This window comes from Streptomyces sp. NBC_01446 (assembly GCF_026340095.1).
Taxonomy (GTDB): Bacteria; Actinomycetota; Actinomycetes; order Streptomycetales; family Streptomycetaceae; genus Streptomyces; species Streptomyces aureus.
The window spans coordinates 480,759-499,259 of sequence record NZ_JAPEPO010000002.1 but is presented as its reverse complement, the minus strand read 5'-3'; the positions used below and the strand labels follow the sequence as shown (position 1 = coordinate 499,259).

The 18,501-nt window shown below is 67.2% G+C and carries 24 protein-coding genes and 3 pseudogenes; 11 read left to right on the top strand and 16 right to left on the bottom strand.

Annotation, left to right across the window (positions count from 1 at the left end):
• Nucleotides 1–87 precede the first annotated feature (87 nt).
• A complete protein-coding gene (locus OG456_RS39855; RefSeq protein WP_266569962.1) occupies nt 88–759 on the top strand; it encodes an HAD family hydrolase in 672 nt (223 codons plus the stop codon).
• Between the two features lie 104 nt (nt 760–863).
• Here the strand turns inward: OG456_RS39855 and OG456_RS39850 are convergent, their stop codons facing one another.
• Genes OG456_RS39850 through OG456_RS39840 form a run of 3 tightly spaced genes read right to left on the bottom strand, consistent with a single transcriptional unit; the run spans nt 864 to nt 2,890 of the window.
• Nucleotides 864–1,916 carry an iron-containing redox enzyme family protein gene (locus OG456_RS39850; RefSeq protein WP_266569961.1) on the bottom strand — a complete coding sequence of 351 codons (1,053 nt, stop codon included), beginning with the start codon at nt 1,914–1,916 and terminating at the stop codon, nt 864–866.
• A complete protein-coding gene (locus OG456_RS39845) occupies nt 1,906–2,214 on the bottom strand; it encodes a CDGSH iron-sulfur domain-containing protein (RefSeq protein ID WP_266569960.1) in 309 nt (102 codons plus the stop codon). The genes OG456_RS39850 and OG456_RS39845 overlap by 11 nt, the downstream gene beginning before the upstream one ends.
• Nucleotides 2,198–2,890 carry a HemK2/MTQ2 family protein methyltransferase gene (locus tag OG456_RS39840; protein ID WP_266569959.1) on the bottom strand — a complete coding sequence of 231 codons (693 nt, stop codon included), beginning with the start codon at nt 2,888–2,890 and terminating at the stop codon, nt 2,198–2,200. Before OG456_RS39840 ends, OG456_RS39845 begins: the two co-directional genes overlap by 17 nt.
• 958 nt (nt 2,891–3,848) lie before the next feature.
• Between OG456_RS39840 and OG456_RS39835 the strand changes: the two genes are divergently transcribed.
• Both OG456_RS39835 and OG456_RS39830 read left to right on the top strand, forming a co-directional pair.
• Nucleotides 3,849–4,154, top strand: a complete 306-nt coding sequence (locus OG456_RS39835; protein WP_266569958.1) for a 4a-hydroxytetrahydrobiopterin dehydratase — start codon at nt 3,849–3,851, stop codon at nt 4,152–4,154.
• Nucleotides 4,155–4,356: 202 nt separating this feature from the next.
• Nucleotides 4,357–4,896: a hypothetical protein gene (locus OG456_RS39830; protein ID WP_266569957.1), complete on the top strand. Its 540-nt coding sequence runs from the start codon at nt 4,357–4,359 to the stop codon at nt 4,894–4,896.
• A gap of 535 nt (nt 4,897–5,431) precedes the next feature.
• Here OG456_RS39830 and OG456_RS39825 read toward each other — a convergent pair.
• From OG456_RS39825 to OG456_RS39785, 9 genes are all read right to left on the bottom strand, one after another.
• Nucleotides 5,432–5,989: a hemerythrin domain-containing protein gene (locus OG456_RS39825; protein ID WP_266569956.1), complete on the bottom strand. Its 558-nt coding sequence runs from the start codon at nt 5,987–5,989 to the stop codon at nt 5,432–5,434.
• Between the two features lie 420 nt (nt 5,990–6,409).
• Nucleotides 6,410–6,841: a gas vesicle protein K gene (locus OG456_RS39820; RefSeq protein ID WP_266569955.1), complete on the bottom strand. Its 432-nt coding sequence runs from the start codon at nt 6,839–6,841 to the stop codon at nt 6,410–6,412.
• Nucleotides 6,831–7,073, bottom strand: a complete 243-nt coding sequence (locus OG456_RS39815; protein ID WP_266569954.1) for a gas vesicle protein — start codon at nt 7,071–7,073, stop codon at nt 6,831–6,833. The genes OG456_RS39820 and OG456_RS39815 overlap by 11 nt, the downstream gene beginning before the upstream one ends.
• A complete protein-coding gene (locus OG456_RS39810; RefSeq protein WP_266569953.1) occupies nt 7,070–7,885 on the bottom strand; it encodes a GvpL/GvpF family gas vesicle protein in 816 nt (271 codons plus the stop codon). The genes OG456_RS39815 and OG456_RS39810 overlap by 4 nt, the downstream gene beginning before the upstream one ends.
• Entirely contained in the window at nt 7,878–8,345 is a 468-nt protein-coding gene (locus tag OG456_RS39805) for a gas vesicle protein (RefSeq protein WP_266569952.1), read from the bottom strand. The genes OG456_RS39810 and OG456_RS39805 overlap by 8 nt, the downstream gene beginning before the upstream one ends.
• A gap of 33 nt (nt 8,346–8,378) precedes the next feature.
• The gene (locus OG456_RS39800) at nt 8,379–8,630 is read right to left on the bottom strand and encodes a gas vesicle protein GvpG (protein WP_266569951.1); all 252 of its coding nucleotides are present in this window, start codon (nt 8,628–8,630) and stop codon (nt 8,379–8,381) included.
• Nucleotides 8,631–8,639: 9 nt separating this feature from the next.
• Complete coding sequence (locus OG456_RS39795; protein ID WP_266569950.1) at nt 8,640–9,353, bottom strand: GvpL/GvpF family gas vesicle protein; 714 nt, start codon at nt 9,351–9,353, stop codon at nt 8,640–8,642.
• A 27-nt stretch (nt 9,354–9,380) separates the two neighbouring features.
• Nucleotides 9,381–9,863, bottom strand: coding sequence for a gas vesicle structural protein GvpA (locus OG456_RS39790; protein WP_266569949.1), 483 nt, complete (start codon nt 9,861–9,863; stop codon nt 9,381–9,383).
• Between the two features lie 33 nt (nt 9,864–9,896).
• Nucleotides 9,897–10,247, bottom strand: coding sequence for a gas vesicle protein (locus OG456_RS39785; protein ID WP_266569948.1), 351 nt, complete (start codon nt 10,245–10,247; stop codon nt 9,897–9,899).
• A 252-nt stretch (nt 10,248–10,499) separates the two neighbouring features.
• Here OG456_RS39785 and OG456_RS39780 point away from each other — a divergent pair, with 252 nt between their 5' ends.
• The 3 genes and pseudogenes from OG456_RS39780 to OG456_RS39770 form a co-directional block, all read left to right on the top strand.
• A complete protein-coding gene (locus tag OG456_RS39780; RefSeq protein ID WP_266569947.1) occupies nt 10,500–11,255 on the top strand; it encodes a histone protein in 756 nt (251 codons plus the stop codon).
• Nucleotides 11,256–11,258: 3 nt separating this feature from the next.
• Entirely contained in the window at nt 11,259–12,263 is a 1,005-nt protein-coding gene (locus OG456_RS39775) for an SRPBCC family protein (RefSeq protein WP_266569946.1), read from the top strand.
• Between the two features lie 112 nt (nt 12,264–12,375).
• Nucleotides 12,376–12,468: pseudogene (locus OG456_RS39770) on the top strand (IS5/IS1182 family transposase); the annotation flags it as partial.
• A 15-nt stretch (nt 12,469–12,483) separates the two neighbouring features.
• Here OG456_RS39770 and OG456_RS39765 read toward each other — a convergent pair.
• Nucleotides 12,484–12,573, bottom strand: a pseudogene (locus OG456_RS39765) (IS5/IS1182 family transposase); the annotation flags it as partial.
• 22 nt (nt 12,574–12,595) lie between these two features.
• On the opposite strand from OG456_RS39765, the pseudogene OG456_RS39760 reads away from it, so the two are divergent.
• A pseudogene (locus tag OG456_RS39760) lies at nt 12,596–12,713 on the top strand (IS5/IS1182 family transposase); the annotation flags it as partial.
• Nucleotides 12,714–12,904: 191 nt separating this feature from the next.
• On the opposite strand, the gene OG456_RS39755 reads toward OG456_RS39760, so the two are convergent.
• Nucleotides 12,905–13,384 carry an Asp23/Gls24 family envelope stress response protein gene (locus OG456_RS39755; protein ID WP_266569945.1) on the bottom strand — a complete coding sequence of 160 codons (480 nt, stop codon included), beginning with the start codon at nt 13,382–13,384 and terminating at the stop codon, nt 12,905–12,907.
• A 609-nt stretch (nt 13,385–13,993) separates the two neighbouring features.
• Between OG456_RS39755 and OG456_RS39750 the strand changes: the two genes are divergently transcribed.
• From OG456_RS39750 to OG456_RS39735, 4 genes are all read left to right on the top strand, one after another.
• A complete protein-coding gene (locus OG456_RS39750) occupies nt 13,994–14,248 on the top strand; it encodes a hypothetical protein (protein ID WP_266569944.1) in 255 nt (84 codons plus the stop codon).
• On the top strand, nt 14,245–14,619 hold the full coding sequence (locus OG456_RS39745; protein WP_266569943.1) for a fic family toxin-antitoxin system, toxin component: 375 nt from the start codon (nt 14,245–14,247) through the stop codon (nt 14,617–14,619). The genes OG456_RS39750 and OG456_RS39745 overlap by 4 nt, the downstream gene beginning before the upstream one ends.
• A 419-nt stretch (nt 14,620–15,038) precedes the next feature.
• On the top strand, nt 15,039–15,530 hold the full coding sequence (locus tag OG456_RS39740; RefSeq protein WP_266569942.1) for a DUF2975 domain-containing protein: 492 nt from the start codon (nt 15,039–15,041) through the stop codon (nt 15,528–15,530).
• Nucleotides 15,530–15,751: a helix-turn-helix transcriptional regulator gene (locus tag OG456_RS39735; protein WP_266569941.1), complete on the top strand. Its 222-nt coding sequence runs from the start codon at nt 15,530–15,532 to the stop codon at nt 15,749–15,751. Before OG456_RS39740 ends, OG456_RS39735 begins: the two co-directional genes overlap by 1 nt.
• A gap of 206 nt (nt 15,752–15,957) precedes the next feature.
• Here OG456_RS39735 and OG456_RS39730 read toward each other — a convergent pair whose 3' ends face one another.
• Both OG456_RS39730 and OG456_RS39725 read right to left on the bottom strand, forming a co-directional pair.
• Entirely contained in the window at nt 15,958–16,659 is a 702-nt protein-coding gene (locus tag OG456_RS39730; protein ID WP_266569940.1) for a hypothetical protein, read from the bottom strand.
• Nucleotides 16,660–17,004: 345 nt separating this feature from the next.
• Nucleotides 17,005–18,393, bottom strand: coding sequence for an amidase (locus tag OG456_RS39725; protein ID WP_266569939.1), 1,389 nt, complete (start codon nt 18,391–18,393; stop codon nt 17,005–17,007).
• Nucleotides 18,394–18,501: the final 108 nt, after the last annotated feature.

The following is an 18,501-nucleotide window of genomic DNA, read 5'->3' as shown; positions in this document are numbered from 1 at the left end:
AATTGCGAGATGTCACGGGCCTCGGCCGGGGCATGCTCGGATGGTGAGGACGAACCCGGACCGGACGCATTGAAGGACGTGGAACGCATGGCACGCGCGGCTCTGTTCGATGTCGACGGCACGCTCGTCGACACCAATCACCTGCATGTGGTGACGTGGTGGGAGGCGCTGCGACAGGCCGGACACGACGTCACGATGCATGACATCCACCGGGCGATCGGCCTCGGCTCCGATGACCTGCTCGCGCACCTCCTCGGCGAGGACCGTGATCAGGACCAGGACGCGCGGCTCAGCGCCGCGCACACCACGTTGTACGGAACCTACTTCGACCGACTGCCGCCGCTGGAAGGCGCCCAGGATCTGCTGAGGGAGCTGGCCGGCCGGGGCTGGCGCATCGTTCTGGCGACCTCGGCCGGGGGACCGGAACTGAAGGCGCTGCGCCGTGCCATCGACGCGGACGACGTGATCACGGGGGTGGCGAGCGCCGACGACGTGGCTGAGGGTAAGCCGGCCCCCGATCCGGTGCACCGGGCGCTGGAGCTGGCGGAGACGGACGCTTCCGACGCGGTGTTCGTGGGGGACACGGTCTGGGACATGAAGGCGGCCGCCAGGGCAGGTGTGCGCGCTGTCGGTGTAGCGTGCGGCGGCATCCCGCGTTCGGACCTTGAAGAGGCGGGAGCGGAGGCCGTGTACGACGGTCCTGCAGACCTGCTCGGCCTACTCGACACGAGCGTCCTGGCCCAGATGACACGCGGATAGTTCTGACGCACGCTCTGACCTGCTGGAAACAATTGCCACCGAGCCCGCGACCGTACGAGCCATGAGCTCATGTCCCGCGGTCCGGGTGCCAGGCCGTCAGGCTCTCATGCCGTTGTGTGGCGTGGCGTCAACCTCGACGGTGTCGGATCCAACGGTGTGCGCAGTGCGCTGCGGTCGTTCCGCCAGGCTTCCAGGAGGTGGCTGCCGAGGCGTTCTTCGAGGAAGACGGTGGCCTCGACACCGTGGGCGACATCGGGGGCGAGGTCCGGTTCGTCGGACAGCAGCCCGCCGACGACCTCGCGGCGCACGACCTGTTCGTGGACGGCGTCGGCCTCCACGTGCTCGTCGTAGAAGTGTGTCGCGGCCGCTCCGGCGCCGGTGCGCCGCAGGGCCGCGGCCAGTCGTCGTGAGCCGGGTGAGGAGGTCACCTCGACGGCGGCGAAGTGACCCACGAGGGCTCCGCGCAGTGCGCGGTGCAGACCGAACAGGGACATGACGTTGACGGTGGCCAGCGCTTGCGGGGGAGCGGCGTCGGCGTAGTGGCCGTAGCCGGTGTCCAGGTCGAGATCGGTCATCAGGTCGGCGAAGAGCTGGGCGTGGATGTTCTCGGGCCGCCCGGCGCCGAACTCGTCGAACTCGATGGCCACCATGCCGGCCTTGGCGCGTCCGCGCAGGCGGGGGATGACCCACACGTGCGGATCGGCTTCTTTGAGGTGGTAGAGGGACCGCAGCGCGGCGTACTCCCGGAGCTGTTCTGCTGTGCCGTCCCTCTGCAGGAAGTGGGTCACGCTCGATTCGTCGTGGCCGGCAGGCTCCAGGAGGAGAGGTGCGAGTGCGGCGTCCGCATCGGCCTGCGACGGTACGTCCGCCCGAAGTGCACTGTGAAAGCGCTCTTCGAGGAGCCCGCGCAGAGCCAGGAGATCGGCGTCCCATTCGAGTTCGTCCCGGACACCGGCGAACCCCTGGTAGTGCATTTCGTAGAGCACATACAGGGCGAGCTGGAGGTCGTCCCCGTACGGGTCGGTGGTCGGCGGCAGTGACCCGATGCGTGGTGTGGTGGTCGCACCGCGAAGTGCGTCGACGACGTGGCGCGAGATGTCGCCACGCGGCAGGGGGAGCGTCGGTCGGCGGCGGGGCTCCCGGCTGTCAGGATTCATGATCGGATCGCTCTCGGCGACGTGAATCGGCTGGCGGCTCCGTGGCGGCAGAAGCTCCTCCGGGGAGCGGTCCCTCGGCTCCCGCGTCCGCCGTCGTCTGTGACTTGGTGCGACCGCGATGGCTGGTGTCACACCACGGGTAGGTGCGGCTGCGCCGACAGGTGCAGATCGCGACGGTGAAGCGGTGCGAGACGGACACCGTTCCGTCGTCGGCTACGACCTCGACCGGGCCCTCCACGAGCAGTGGCCCGTGCGGGTCGACGGTGACACGGCGCGGTCGCTCAGATGCGTGCGGCACGGATGACCACCAGCTCTTCCCTGTTCTCCTCGCCCACCAGTCCACGCCCGCGCAGCCAGGGCGTACGCGAACGGAGCACCGGTCCGAAAGGGATGCGCGCCCGGTCGACGACCTCGGCGTACAGCCCCGCTCCGGTGAGTCGATCCAGGGTGACCTCGGTTCCGGACAGAGCCGACTGCACGAGCAGCAGAACACCGTCGGGCCTCAAGGAGCCGGGGGCGGTGTCGCAGATGAGGTCCAGCAAGGCCCGCCCGTCGGCCCCCGCGTCCCAGGCACGGGCCCTGCCACGACGTGGCGGACCGTCCGACGGAGACGGGACGTAGGGCGGATTACTGATGACGAGGTCGTAGGTGTGCCCGCGCACCGCGGTGGTGAGGTCCCCGTGCCGTACGGTGACGCGCTGCCGGGACAGCAGCGCGTTGAGACGGGTGGTCCACACGGCGGCCCAGGAGATGTCGACGGCGGTCACCCGGGCGCCCCGCCGCGCGGCGTGCAGGGCCAGCGCCCCACTCCCGCTCCCCATGTCCAGCACGTCAGTGCCCGGACCGATGGGCTCCCGGTACAGCGCGCTGGTGAGTATCCGGGTGTCGCACTGCGGTGCGTACACACCGGGCGGGCGGACCAGGCGGGGCGAGGTCGTGAACGCCCGGGCACGTGCTGGTGCCTGTGGAGCCATCGGCTGTCTCCGATCCGTGGGACGCGCGACCGCGGCGGTCGGGTGTGCGTCGTTCACATTCGGTGGATGCACTGCCTGTGTCTGGTGTGACACCGAGTGCCCTACGAGATGGGATCCACACGTGAGAGGGACTTGGCAGGAAGGCTTGGAGGCGTTCGGGCGTCGCGCCCCCGAGCGCGGCCTCGTCCTCTTCAGCGCCCTGGCAGTGGCTGCGTCATGTCGCCCAAAGTCACGATGGCCCTGCGTGATGTACCCGGGTGGATGACAGACGCTGCGGGCTGGCCTTCGGCATCAGCCCTTATTCGACTTGTTCGGATAGCAGCACTCGGGCCGGATCCGACCTGGCGTCGACAGCCTCCAAGCATGTGGCAAAGGTGCAACCGGTACGGAAGTCGGGCACGCACCGTTGCCGAGAGTTACGCAGCGCAGCAGCACGGCATCCCCAGGCCACTGCGCATCGTACGAACCGCCGAGACCCGGGTATCCGCTGGGCGCGTAAGAAGACCTGCCCAGGTGAAGGCGTTCGCCCGCGGCTGGATCCTGCCAGGGAAGTCTGTGACGTGGGGACTGAACGGGGGAGGGGCAGGTGTTGAAGGCTCATCGGGGAACTCGCAGGTGCACGCCGACTGAACAGCAGAGCATTATGGAAGAAGCGGCCCGTTGCATCCATATACACCCGGGCTGCGGCGCAGTGGAAAGGGCGCCGTCACTCCGCAGAAGAATGAAGCTGTCAAGGAATCGCAGCCCCGACATAGCAGGGCATGGGCAGTTAGGCGCACGGAACTGAGCGCGAGGAAGTGGGCTGATGGGAGCCGCCGACCACGCGCGAAGTCCTCATCTCCCGGGGCACCTCGGAGATCGGAGGCGGGTCGGTCCCGGTTTTCGGCCGTGTCGTGGCGGCTCGGCACACATGGGAGAGGGCACCGTATGCGGTGACCGCACCTTTAGGAGAGACATCGTGGCAAACCGACTCGACGACGCCGAAATTGACAAGAGAATGTCCGGCGCCCACATGGTGTACTGGCTCCGCGAAGGCAACACACTGCGCCGCACCGTCGAGGTGTACGACTTCTCGACAGCTGTCAACGTCGTCGGAGATATCGTCTACGACGTCAACACTCTTGGCTGCTGCCCCGACGTCGACATCCGCGGCAAGCAAGTAACTTTCGTGATTCGCGGCGAAGACGGCCTCAGTGACGTGGACGTCGAACTGGCTCACCGCATCGAGACAGCAGCAGGCTCGCACGTCCGGGGGAACGCGTAAGCCCGGCGTCCGGGGGCCGGCTCTCGCCGGGGAAGGCTTGACTGTTTCGCCGGTCCCGCGTGCCGCGTGATGCCCACCGCGCGGCGCGCGGGCGGGTCGTGTGGCGGAGTCCACTTCCCTGTCGTGTTCTGGGTCACTTCCTCTCCGGATACCGAGGTCTAGCGTGTTGGTTCACGTTCCCCTCAGTATTTCGGACGGCCCTGTGTTCGCAGATCTCTCCCCGCTCATAGCGGCGACCGCTCAATGGCTGACGCGTTCCTACCCGTCAGGTGGCAGCGCGCTGGACTCTGCCTTGTGTGAGGTGCAGGCCAGGCAGGCCGTGACGGTCGCGGCCTGGCTGCGCTACCCGACGCCCATGGACGCCGCGCTGGTGGGAGTGGCCGGAACTGGAGGTTCCGCCCGGCTCGACCAGGTCGTGGGCGTGGACGGAGGCGCATACGGCATGGAGGCCGGCTGTCCGGACGCCGACGCATGGCGTACTTGGGTGGACGAAGTCGTCGTCAGCTGGGCCGCATGTCTGCTGGCCGATCCGGAACTGGCCGACAGGGCGGTCGCCGCACTCGCCGACAGCAGCCATGCCGCCGGGGCACCCGCTGATTTCCGGCGTCTGACGGCCCCGGATGACCGCGGCCGTCGGGCAGCGGCTCTGCTGCGGCACCCGGATCTGGTGGCGCCGATAGCCGAGATGCACCGCGCCGGGCTCGTCCAGCGCCTCACCACAGGGCAGCCTCTGACCGCCTGAGGTACCCCACGGCCTCGTCCGTGTCGTCTATATGTCGTCGCATGAACCCCACCCTGGCCCAGACCCGCAGAGGGCGGGCTCACTGCCGAACCCTCCCGGTAAGAGCTCGGCCTCCCGTTTCTGGCGGGTAGCCCATAAGGGCAGGCGTAATCACATCTGATCCTTGTGCCGCCGGGGTGGCACCCGACGGACAGAAGCGGAGCCAGCGGGGCTGCCCTTCCTGCAGCCGAACGGCCATGGGGCATCCGCACGGGGGAGTGGCGAGTAGACCTTGGCGGCCTCAAGCCGTTCGCTGCCGAACCTTCCCAGGAAGACTGCGGGCCGTCGCCGTCGCATGTGCCGGGTGAACCGGGGGAGACGGAAGAGGGCCAGGCGCTTCACGGATTGCGGTCGGCCCGATCCGCCTCCACCAGAGCGAACCCCGCCGGACGGGCTCCCAGGCCATGGTGTGTGGGATGTGACCACCCGAGCGGTTCGCCCGCTCGAAAACGCGGTGCGTGGCTGTCCGCCGAGCGGGCCGCTCCCAGCAAGGAGGTCAGTGGTTGCGGCCGGTGAGGAGGTCGCGTGCGCGGTCGACGAGTCCGGTGCCGGTGGCGACGATCTTGTTCGCGGGCGGGGTGGTCGGCGCGGATGGGTGGGGCCGGGTGGGGGCAGTCTTCTTCGCCTTGCGGATCTTGTCTCCGAGATCATCGAGCGTTTCGGGAGTGCAGGCGGCTTCGAGGAGGGGGAAGAGCCGGTTCTCCTCGTCGCGCACGTGGGCGCTGACCTCGAGCTTCAGCTTCGCGATGAGGTGGTTGAACTGGTCGTCGTCGGCTTCGCGGCCCTCGAGGTCTTTGAGGAGGCGTTCGACGCCGGCGTGGTCCTCGAGTTCCTTGTCCGCCAGGTCATCCCCGCCGTCCACGTACCTGCGGACGGCCGGGTAGAGGTACTCCTCCTCGGCGACGGAGTGACGGACCAGTTCAACGGTCAGATCGTCCGCCAGCTCCCGGCGCTGCTTCGCGCCCACGGGCTGGGCCTCGATCTGGGCGAACAGCGAGTCGACCTCTCGGTGGTCCGTCGTCAGCTCGACGATCACGTTTCCGCCGTGTCCCATGGCCGGTTCCTCCTCGGTGGATTGTGCTGCGAAGCAGCTGGGCCTTCGAACGTTCGCAGGCCGGTTACTCCGAAGGGCGACCGACACGCAGTCGATCCCCCCGCTGCGCCAAGCGGCGCACCCTCATGGCCCTGCGGGGTTTCACGGGGCTGAGAGAGACGATTCGCGTGCCGCTTTCGCGCCAGGTTCGCAGAGCTGGTCGGCCGGCCGGCGGACTTTGGGGCCCCGGCGCGAAACGTACGTGCCGCTTGGTGACAGCAGGTTCCAGGACTGTCGATGTTGACGGGGGAGGAGCTTTGCCGTCCGGCGTCGGAGCGATGCCCGACGGCATCTGGCCGAGCAGCGCCGCCTTCGTGAATGGGCTGATGTAGGCGGTGGACCACGTTGTGCGAGACAGGGGGCGCGAACGAACCTGCGTACTCAGTCGGAAGGCGGCAGCAATGTGCCCAGCGGACCGAGGTCGAGGTTGAGGTCCTCCATGGTCAGCCCGTACTGGGCGCACAATTCATTCATTCGCTCATGTAGGACCATGAGCGTCGCCCCCAGGCGCTCCTCCTGCTCGTCGGTGAGATCTCCCTGATCGACCCGGTGCAACGCCTGCCGTTCCATGAGCTGGCGCAGTAGCTCTACCAAGGTGAGGACCAGCCTGATGAGGTCCCGCTCCACGGTGTCGGGGTCGGAGGAGATGCGATGCGCGGATGAGTGTGAACGCCTGTCAGACGGGGACAGATCGCGAGGCGCTGCGGGCAGAAGCCGGAAGGCTCGCTCAGCGGCCTCCGCGACCTCTTCGCGGCGGCTGGCCGGCCCCCTCTTGTGCTCAGCGTGGGGCCCGCGCCCGTCCTCAGCCGTCATGGTCGCCTCCAGACGGCATCGTCTCAGCCCAGGGTGAGGGGTTCTGGGCGCTGATGGACACGATCAACGCCCTGAGCGAGACCCGCACCAGATCGATGTCGGCGATAGACAGTACGACGTCACCGGTGAGGACGACGCCACCGCTGAGCAGGCGGTCCAGCAGATCGATGAGCGCGACTTGCCGCTGCGCCAGTGGCTCGCCGGTAGAAGACGGTTCGTGGGGAGTAGTCATGGTCGCGGACCTGGCGAGGCGTCATCGGTCTCGGCTGGTGGCATGGCGAAGGAGTAGGGGGCCCAGGGGCCGGTGACCTCGATACGAACGCCCTGCAGTCCGTCAGCGGCTTGCTCGACTCCGGCTCGGAACTCCTCACACTGAGCCAGAGGCACAAGGTATGCGTCATTCACTACGTTCTCGCCCGCTGTGTCGGCGAGAACGCCCTGCTGCACCCGGTGGCGCGCCCTGTCGACGGCGTGCCTGTGCCCTACTCCCTCGACCACATCAGCGGCCTGCTGGGCAGCCTGGTAGACGCTGTCCCGGACGCTCTGCTGTTGCCTGCGGTTGCGCAGGTACGCGCGTCCCGGGGACAGATCTGCCCCTCGCCGGGGCTCAGCGGCGGCTGGAGCAGCGGACGGCTCGACATAGATCTTGACCCCCCATTCGACGTGCTCGGCCAGGCGCGCCAGGCGATCGGCGAATACGGCCTGCCCACCATCCAGGACGTCCCGCGCCCTGGTGTCATCGAGATACACCGTTGCCAGACGCAGCGGAAGCACCGTCGTATGGGTGGCCACGGCCTCGATGACGGCGTGGTGCGCGCGGGCGACCGCCTCGAGCCAGTCCAGGTCTTCCAGGCGTTGCTTGAGGGCGTCCTCCTGGAAGTCCGGCGCGGGCACGTGACTTGCCACGAGTACCAGGGTGTCGTCGTGACTGCCGGGCAGGAGGCGGACCGGGGCGTCGGCGACACCGTTGAGCGCGGTGATGAGCTCCTCGAGCTGGTCGGTGCTGCGTGCCACGGCATACACGTAGGTGACGACGTCATTCATCGCGGGCACGTCCTCGTCGACGGCTGCCGCGCGGTTCGTCTGCCTCTGTCTCTGCTTCCGCTTCCGCCTCCGCTTCCGCCTCTTCGTCTTCGTCCGAGCGTTCGTGCTCGTGATCGGGGAGCGCCTCGCGCTCCCGGAGCGCATCGATCTCGGCACGGAGGTGCCGGTTCTCCTCGGTGAGTGACCGATCGTCTCTGGCCCGTGACGACAGTGAGGGGTCGTGCTCCCACCAGTCGATGCCCATTTCCTTTGCCTTGTCGACCGACGCGACGATGAGCCGGAGCTTGATGGTCAGCAGCTCGATGTCGAGGAGATTTATCTGAATGTCGCCCGCGATGACGATGCCCTTGTCCAGCACGCGCTCAAGGATGTCGGCGAGATTGGCGGAAGAGCCCTGCCCGTATGGCGGAGCCGCTCTGGCAGGATAGGAGCCAGGCCTGCTGGCCAGAGGTTCATTCACGATGGTGGCCTCGTGTTCCCTCGTCGTGCGGGGTCAGGGCTGCCCGCCCCGCCAATGCGCCCGGATCTCTTCCAGGCGGTCCAGCAGTTCGTCCTCGCGTCGGTCGAACGTCTCCTCGTCGATCTGCCCCGCAAGCAACTGCCGCTCGAGTTCTGCGAGATCGGCTTGCACGGGGGCTGGGTCGTAGTACTCCTTCTCCGCTGCTTCCAGGACGCGGTCGACCGTCCATACGACGCCGCGCACCGGTGCGAGGGGGAGGGTGACGAGCTGCGTGAAGAGACCCATGAGTACTCCTCAGACGAAACTGTAGGGAGGGAGAGGGTCGCTCAGCCGGAGCTCGAAGTCGTCGCCCAACTGATTCGCCACGCTCAACTCCGTGGTCAGGAAGCCCTCTTCTTGGTCATCGGTCACAAGAAACGAGACGCTGAGGAAGTCCGATCCGGTCGGGGTTGAGGAGTCAAATTCTCGGGCGAAGGGGCGCAGGGCCTCGATCACACCGGCGGCCAGGGCCTCCTGACGTGTCTGCACCTCGTGGGCCACCAGCTCGCCGAGTTGGACGGGCGTATCCGGACCTGCCGTACCCGCGCGAATCTCCTCGTTGAGCTGCCGCGCCGTAGTCGATTCCTGAAGGATCTCACGCAGCAGGGCGTCCTCGTTCTGCGACGCCTTGAGGTGGTACTCGGTGCAACCCTCGAGTACGCGGAGTCTGTCCGCATACTCCTCAGCACGTTCCTCCAGGGCCGCCTGTACGGCTTCGTCGTCCGTAGCCATGAGCCCGAATCTCAGAGGAAGCACCGTGCCGTCCGCCATGAGCCGCTCCTGCACCGCTTGGTGCGCGTTGATGTCGCGACGTTTGGGGCGAAGGTCCTCCGGGGCGTCGCTGACGACAGCACACAGCGATCCGGCCTTCACTACGCGCAGGTCGGCCGGAGTCTCACCGACCCCGTGGAGATCGCCGAGGCGCAGAGGGTGCTGCTTGCCGGTGATGGAGTAGATGTAAACGGCCATGCCTTACTCCTTCTCGCGGGGCGAGCCCTAGCCCTTCTCCCGTCGGGAGGCACGCCGGGCAGGCCGCCGTCGCCTCTCCACAGGCTCCCTTTCCTTCTCCTCCTCTTCAGCCTCGCCCTCGTCCTCCTCTTCCTCGTCGGAGTGACCTTCGGTGACACCCTTGACGGAATCAGTGATGGCTTCCACAGCCCCCGAGAGGGCGCCCTTGGACTTGCCTTTGGCTCCGCTCTCCATCGAATCGCCGACGATGTCGGTGAGCTGGCTCGGTGCTTTTCGTCCGGACTCGAGATCGAGACGGTTACATGCTTCTGCGAATCGCAAGTACGTGTCTACGCTGGCCACGACGATGCGAGCGTCGATCTTCAGTATCTCGATGCCAACCAGTGACACGCGGACGAAGACGTCGATCACAAGCCCGCGATCGAGAATAAGTTCCAGGACGTCGTAGAGGCTGCCGCCGCTGCCGCCGCCCTGCGCGACGGCGCCTCCACCTTGCGGCACCACAGTCATGGTGCCTCCCTTCACCGGCAATTCGGCTGTATCTCAGCCTCGCCGATCGATTTGTCCTCGGGTGTAGCGGCGCGTCCTTTCGTAGGCCATGAGATCGCCCTCTTTGCTGAGAGTCACTCGGTAGCTGGCCATCACGCTTGTGGTTTCGGGGACGCGTTCCAATTCGAGTACCTCGACATCAGCTTCCCACCCGTCATCGGTGGGTTTTAGGGCAGAAACCGACTCTGGGGGACGCCCGAGCAGCTCCTGCAACTGCTCCGCTGCGGCACGCATAGCCCATGCGGCACCGCCCTGGCCTGAACGGTGTCGTGTTTCACCGCTGGCACTCCGGGGGGTACTGCGGCCACCGGTGGAGCGCCGCTTGGCGGGTTCTGCCGGGGCCATGGTCACTCCTGTCGTCGTCGGTGCGGGCGCCAGATCCCCCGCGCGAACGTACAATTTCATCATATACGGCCACATCTCGCAGTGGTGGTGGGCGGCTTCGAGGAAGCCTGCCGGACGAGGGTGTGAGGCTTTACGGGGGCAGGGTGCCGTGCGAGACGGCGCATGCGATCTCTCTCCTCGATCCGGGCTGGGCCGGGGGTGTTGGCCCTGAACCGGCTCCTTGCCCCTGCCCTTTCCGAAGGGATCCGCTTCATGAACGACACGACCAAGATCGCTCTTGCCACCGCGGTAGCGGGCGGCTACGTGCTAGGGCGTACCAAGAAAGCGCGTCTCGCGTTCGGGGTGGCGACGTATCTCGCCGGACGCCGCTTCGGGCTCAATCCTCAGCAGCTCCTGACCCAAGGCCTGCAAAAACTCGGAGATGTTCCAGGGGTCGGCGAGCTGAACGAGCAGGTGCGTGGCCAACTGCTGGACGCGGGACGAGGAGCACTGGTTGCTGCGGCCGATCGCAGCCTCGTCGGCCTCGCTGACTCTCTCCATGAACGCACGCTGCGCATCGGCGAGAAGGACGAGGACGAAGCGGAAGAAGGGGAGCCGGAGGAGGAAGAGGAGGAGGAAGAAGAGGAAGAGCCGGAGGAGGAGGAAGAAGAGGGGGAGCCGGAGGACGAGGAAGAAGAGGAGCCCGAGGAAGAAGAAGAGGAGCCCGAGGAAGAGGAAGAAGAGACCGAGGAGGAACCACCGCGGCGCCGCCGTTCAGCGGGGGCAAAGAAGACTGCTCCCGCCAAGAAGCGAGCACCGGCGAAGAAGACGGCAGCGAAGAAGGCACCGGCGAAGAAGACGGCAGCGAAGAAGACGCCGGCCAAGAAGACGGCAGCGAAGAAGGCGCCGGCCAAGAAGACGACTGCGAAGAGGGCTTCGGCCAAGAAGGCGCCGGCCAAGAAGGCGCCGGCGAAGAAGTCGACTGCCAAGAAGTCGACTGCCAAGAAGACTGCTGCGCGGCGGAGGTAGGTCATGGCCACCACAGATCGCGGCGTCGACCGCGAAGAAGGAACGGGCCTGGAAATCCTGCGCGACGAGCTTGCCGCTTACCTTGGCGCACAGGCGGAGCACCTAGTCGAGCGTGCCGGGGACAAGCTGGAGGATGTGACCGACCAACTCCTCGACGTAGCCGAGAACGGTGGGTCCCTCGGTGGCATCGGTGGGACGCTCACCGGCATCGGTGGACGCATTCTCCAGGGTGATTCCCCGCTGAAGGCGATCGTCGGCGAGAAGGCCAAGGACATGAAGGACAGCGTGGTGGGCAAGGTTCAGCAGGTCTTCGGAGGCGGAGGCAAAAAGAAGTCCGGCAACACCAAGTCCATGAACATGGTCGAAGTCCTGGACGTGGGCGTTCCAATTCGCACCGCATACAACCAATGGACCCAGTACGAGGAGTTCAGCAGCTTCACCAAAGGTGTACGCAGCGTCTCCAAGAGCGACGAGACGACCAGCGACTGGAAGCTGAAGGTCGGCCCGTCGAGCCGCAGTTGGAAGGCAACCGTCCAGGAACAGGTACCGGACGAGCGGATCGTCTGGACCTCGGAAGGCGCGAAGGGCAGCACCCGCGGCTGCGTGAGTTTCCATGAACTGACGCCCACATTGACGCGCCTCGTGCTCGTCGTCGAGTACTACCCCTCGGGGCTCTTCGAGAAGACCGGCAACCTCTGGCGCGCCCAAGGACGCCGTCTGCGCCTGGACTTCAAGCACTTCCAGCGCTACGTCACGTTCGGAGACGAGGACGTCGAGGGCTGGCGCGGAGAAATTCGCGACGGCGAGGTGGTCCGGTCCCATGAGGAAGTTCTGGAAGAGGAGGAAGCGGCAGGCGAGGACGAAGCGGACGAGGACACGGGAGAGAACGGGGAAGAGGAGTACGAAGACGAAGAGGTGCCCGAGGGAGAGGAAGAGGAAGAGGAAGAGTACGAAGAGGGGCCCGATGAGGAGGATGACGAAGAGGAGTACGAAGACGACCAAGAGTGAGCCCTTTCCAACCTGCGGGGTCTGTAGGTGAGTTGGGCCGCTGTGCAGCGCGAAGAAGCTCCAGGCAGACGGGTTCACGACCAAGATCGCCCGTACTGCCAGGAGCTTCGCGATGCTTTTCTATCCTTCGTCGATCGATCTGCCCAGCCGCACCTTGCGGTATCCGGCGGAGCAACTCCGCGCCCGGCAGCAGGAGATCGGGACGCACGGGGTGTCGGCGGAATCCGGCGACAAGCCGGGCGTAGGTGTCGCCGCATCCGAGGTGGGCCAGGGCGAGCAGGGCCTGGCGGCCGGCCGGAAGGCGCCGCCATCACCCGCCCTTGGCGCCGCCATCACCCGCCCTGCCGGGATCCACCCATGACCGGACCGCCGCATGGCAGCACGGGATCAACGACGCGCTCGCCGGCGCCGACGAAGTGCTGGACGAACAAGGCCTACCAGGGCGCAGGCCGCGGTGTACCGTTCCGCGTCGCCCGGCCCGGCTGCCTCTCAGCGACATGGACTCCGCGCGCCAGGCAGTGAGCGAGTTCCGGGATGTGGCGCGGGGCCGGATCGACACCGCGGGATCGGCGGAGACCCCAAGGATCCGCTGTCGGTGCCGGTGTCCAACTTCCGGCTGAAGTACGCGGGTCGCCGTGGATTTACCGCGTGCGGGACCCGCTGTCGGCGCTCTCATCATCGCTGTCGTCGCCTGGAATGTGTACAGCGAAGACGTTGATGTTGATCTCGACCACGTCCAGACCGGTCATCGTCTCCACTGCGTCGGACACATGGGTCCGCAGCTGACTGGCGAGTTCACGGATCGGTATCCCGTACTCGACTTCGATGTCCACGTCGATCGCGGTCTGCTTCTCACCCACCTCCACCTTGACCGCCCGGCTGAGGCTCGACGACGCGGACATCCGGCCCGTTACCGCGCCCAGAGCCTTGGAAGCACCCTTGCCGACAGAGTGGACGCCGTCCGTCTCACGGATGGCGATCCCGGCGATCACGGCCACCACACTGTCAGCGATGGTCGTCGTGCCGCCCGCTTCTCCTGGTTGCGTGCTCCTTCTTGATGGGGTGCTCGCGATGGTGGGGCCGGGGGCTGTTCTCTCGCTTGCGTGCTCGATATCGGCCATGTCTGCCTCACAGAGAGTTGCGGGCACAAGCGGCTCACGCGCTCGCTCGCGCCCCTGTTTTCACTCTGCGCTCGGCAACCGCCCTCCGCCATTCGAGTGATCAATTCCGGATGTGTCGATGAAAGGCACCGACTTTTTGGGGCCGCCGTGCCGAGGTGGCGCTTGGCATCTCCCGTCCCGCCGCCACGGGTTCGGCGCTGGCGAGCGGAGGGCCAGGTGCCACTGGCAGGCCCAGTCGGGCAATATCAAGCCCACCGGCGACGATGACGACACGGCAGGGCTGATCGAGCACGGCCTGGTCGACGTACCGTTCGAGGACGGGCCGGCCGGAAGTTCAGTGGTGGTGGCCGTGGCAGGCAGTCGGTCACGCGTGGGGTCCTGGCGATCATGCCGATGCGTGTGGCGACCTTTCCGCGACGGGCGCGAACTCTCGCTGAGGATCGCCGCCCTGCCGTCAGGGGGATGGCCGTGGGTGTGATCGGGGGCAGGAGGGAAGACCGCGGAGATCTTGGGCATGAGCCGGGTCGGCGCCGAGACGGATCGATCTGGAAGCCAGAGACCTTCCACGGATCACCGGTAGCGTCCCGTACGGGGCGCTACAGTGGCGTCATGGCGAAGAAACAGATCAACGTGCGGGTCGACGAAGCGGTGTACGTGGGCATTGAGGAACGCGCGGCCGCCGCGGGCATGGAAGTCAACGAGTACGCCCGCCAGCTCCTCGCCGACGAGGCCAACGACCTGCGCCACCGTTTCCTCGTCGCCGGTGACCATTTCGTGGGCGAGTGGGCCGACCACTTCGACGACCGCTTCGGCACCGATGGTGATGGTGCTGCCCCCGCCCGCAAAGACGGTCGCGCCGCGTGATCGTCCACATCGACCGGGCCTGGCTCCTCGACCTGGCCCACCGCGTCCTGCCCGACGACCCGGAAGTCACCGACTTCGGCAGCCTGCAGGCCGCCGTCGCCCGGCACGTCGACAAGGTGATGGATGTCTACGTCTACACCGAACCGCACCACCGAGCGGCAGCTCTCATGCATCAGCTGGTGCGCGTGCCCGCCCTGGAGGCGCGTAACAAGCTGTTCGCCGCCGTCGTCGCCGCCGCCTACCTCAGCGCGTCAGGCCTGTTCGTCACTGTGAGCGCCAAGACAGCCGCCGACCTCGCCGTGCGCATCGACCGCGACGCCCTCGACGTGCGCAGCGCCGCCGCGGAGATCCGCACCTGGACGCGGAACTGAGAGCCAAGACCATGGCGATGGGGGAAGGGGGCAGCGAGTTGATCTCAAGGCGCCCGCTGGAGGGGGCAAAGTAACGCCAGTTCGGACGCTGCGAGGTCTCTCGGCACATCGGTGCCGATCCCCCAATCCGTGCTGAGCTGCGGAGCGAGCTGGCCGCTCGCCTGCACGAGGCAAGGCGGCGACGCAAGGCGACGTAAGGGGACGAGGGGCAGCGTGGCCTCGTCGTAGTCGGGTGGCGTCCGATTTGGGCTCGAGGTAGGTCGACTTCGACAAGATCAGGACGGTTCGCGTGAAGGCCATGCAATAGCAGGGGTGGGGGGTCTGGCCATGGTGCGAACCGCCGCCCATCCTCTGTTCCAGCTTGCTTCATCTATCGATATTCGATAGATTCCCATCGTGGGTCGATGGAGGGATGGGTCATGGGGAAGCTGACAGTGCGTGCGTTGCGCGCGGTGCTCGCGGTGGTGCTGGCCGGCACCGTGTTCGTACAGGCGGGGATGGTGTGGGTGTTGGTCACCGGGAGCGACCCGGAGGACGGGGCGATGCCGCTGACCGCGCTGCGGGTGATCACGATCCTGGGCATGGGGTCGGTCCAGGTGGCCCTGGTCTGTGTGTGGCGGCTGGTGGCGATGGTGCGACGCGGGACCGTGTTCTCCCACGCCGCCTTCCGGTACGTGAACGGTGTGATCGGCGCGATCGTGGCGGTTGCCCTCATGTGGTTCGCGGTCACGGCCGTCAACGCGCCGGGCCAGCGGGACGACCCGGGCGTCACCGTCATCATGGGCGGGATCGGCCTGGCCATCCTGGGAGTCGCGCTCATCGTGCTCGTGCTGCGGGTGCTCCTCGCCCAGGCCGTCGCGCGCGATGTCGAAGCCACGCAGATGCAGGCCGAGCTGGACGAGGTCATCTGATGCCGATCGCCGTCGACATCGACGTGATGCTGGCCAGGCGGAAGATGTCCGTGGGCGAGCTCGCGGACCGCGTAGGGATCACGCCCGCCAACCTGGCGGTACTCAAGAACGGCCGCGCCAAGGCGGTGCGCTTCGCGACACTCGCGGCACTGTGCGAGGTACTCAAGTGCCAGCCGGGCGACCTGCTGCGCTGGGAGACCGACGACGCCGCGGGCGGATGACGCGATCCGGGGCAGGCGCGCAAACGCCTGGCGCCACCGGCCCGTGACACGGCACGCGGACCACATGGCGCGTGGACCGCGCGGATGCGGATCGCCGATCACTCACAGCACCCCCCACCTCTTTTGGTGGACGTCTCCCTGAGGCAGCCACCGATTGTCCGCCCGGAAGGCGGCCGGTTCGCGCAGTTCCGGTGCCTCTCGGGGGACTATGACGGGATGAGGACGGTAAGCCATTCCGCTTCGCGTGGGCGGTACCCGTATCGATTCCACAGCCCCGATACGATCGCCGGTACGTGGCCGGCCCCGTAGACGATGGCGACCCGGAGCGGCTCATCGCCGCGCTCCGTGTGGATTTCGCCGAGCGCGTCGAGCAACCGCTGGTCGCGCCGCCCCATCATCGCGTGCTCCACTTCATTGTCTGCCATCATCTCCGCCCGCAGCGTCGACGGCAGGTCCTCGACCTCCAGGTCCTCGTCGAGGAAGGCGCGCGGGCCACGCAGCGCGAACACCAGGCCCATCACGGGCGCCGCGACCATGAGCAGAAGGTACGTCGAACGCGGCAGCGTCTTCAGTTCCGCGAGGGCCTCCGCCGCGGTCACATCCGGGTTGATTACCGGCACGTCCTTGGGAAGCAGCAGCCCGTCGCTCTGCTCCTGCAGGCCGTTGCGCCGCCGACGTGGTGCGAACCGGTAAGCGAGGGTCAGGGCGCTCACTCCGGCCGACCTTCCTCGGATTCCCTCGACGACTATGAGGTCGCATTCTCTGAGCCGGAGGCGGACTTGAGAGTAGAACGTCGGCGAAGCCACGTGCAGCATCGGGAAGATCACAAACTCGAATGGTTTCCCCGTCCGCCTCATGGTGATGACAGCAGATCGGACGGCATAGCCGGTCACCTCGATAATCTGCATGATTTCTCCCCCGCGAACCTCGCCCGGTCTTCGTTCACTGCTCGTCTGTCCGTACCAGGACACGAACTTGCTGAGGCCCCGGTTCCCTCCCCGGCGTCGGCCGTACCATCGGGTATTGGGGTATCGAGCAGTAACGTGCGGCCCTGCTTCGAGACGCCGACGACAAGCCTCGCTCGGCCGGCTGCCCTCAGATTCGAAACCGTCACGACCACACCGGCCCTCCAGGCCGCGTGACCGAACCGGTCACCCAAACCTGCATCAGACCCGTCCCGATGCTGAAGGCATGACGCCACACCACTGTGACGAGGGGCCGTTCGCTCGCGATCGGCCCCTCGTGCACCGTCCTTACCGTCCGCCCCCGAGCGGCGGCCGGATGTGTGACCAGGGGGCGGCCTCCTCGTAGGCTGCGCAGGTGTCGAGGAGCTGGGCGTCGGCGAGATGTCGGCCGATGAGGTGGAGGCCGACCCGGCGGCCGTCTGCGGTCAGGCCGGCGGGGACGCTCGCCGCGGGGAGGCCTGCGAGGTTGGCGAGGGGCGTGAAAGACGTCCAGTGGTCGGCGTCGACCATGCGGCCGTCGATGACCTCGGGCCCGTGGAATCCCACCGGGAATGCCGCGCTGGACACGGTCGGGGTGACGATCACGTCGTAGTCGGCCATCAGCTGGGCGAGCCGGTTGACGACCCGCTTGCGCATGATGTTCGCGTCGGTCAGCTGCTCGGCCGTCCACGGGGTGCGGAGGAATGCGAGCAGGCGCGGCGACATCGTGTCGCCATACTGTTCGGCGAGGCCGCGCAGGCCGGTCAGGTCGGTGTCGGCGGCGATGATGGCGCCGAAGGTCTCTTCATAGTGGGGGAGTCGGAAGTCCGGCTGTTCGATCTTGGCGCCGAGGTCGCGCTCCAGTACCGACACGGCGGCGTCCGTGATGTGGCGCACCTCGGGATCGACCGCGATCCGGCCGAGGTCGGGGCTGTAGGCGACGCGCAGTACGGGAACCGGCTGGCGGGCAGTCCAGTTGACATCGCCGCAGGGGATGGAGTGCCGGTCGCGGGGGTCGGGCCCGGCCAGTACGGACAGGACCAGTGCCGCGTCCGCGACGGTGCGGGACAGCGGGCCGATGTGTTCGATCGACTCCCAGCCGGAGACGCCCGGGTGGCGGTCGTCCCGGCAGCCGGGGTAGACGGGCACGCGTCCCATGGAGGCCTTGAAGCCGAACAGGCCGCACAGTGCGGCGGGGATACGGATGGATCCGCCTCCGTCGCTGCCGAGGGCGACCGGGCCGAGCCCCGCGGCGACGGCCGCTGCGGAGCCGGCACTTGAACCGCCGGGCGTGAGGTCGGTGTTCCAGGGGTTGCGGGTGGTGGGGAACAGAGGGTTCTGGCCCACGGGTCCGAAGCCGAACTCGGAGGCATTGGTCTTGCCGAGCACGACCGCGCCCGCGGCGACGGCGCGCTCGACGACGATGTCGTCCTCGTCGGGTACGAAGTCGCGGTACGCGGGGGAGCCGGAGGTGGTGCGAATGCCCTTGGTGGAGATCAGAACCTTGACTCCGAGCGGGACGCCGGCGAGGGGGCCGGGATCTCTTCCGGCAGCCAAGTCGTCGGCCACGCACCGGGCTTGGGCCCGCGCGCGGTCAGGGACGAGCGTGCAGAACGCGTGCAACTGCGGGTCGACCGCCTCGATGCGGTCCAGGACCGCGTCGGTGACCTCAATGGGGGACAGGTCACCGGAGCGCACTCCGGCGGCCGTCTCTGTGGCGGTCAGGTGCAGATTTCGTCGCGTTCCGCGGCGTTCACCGGGTTCCTCCGAGGATGCCCCGGCCTTCAGGTCGGGGAGGAATCGGAC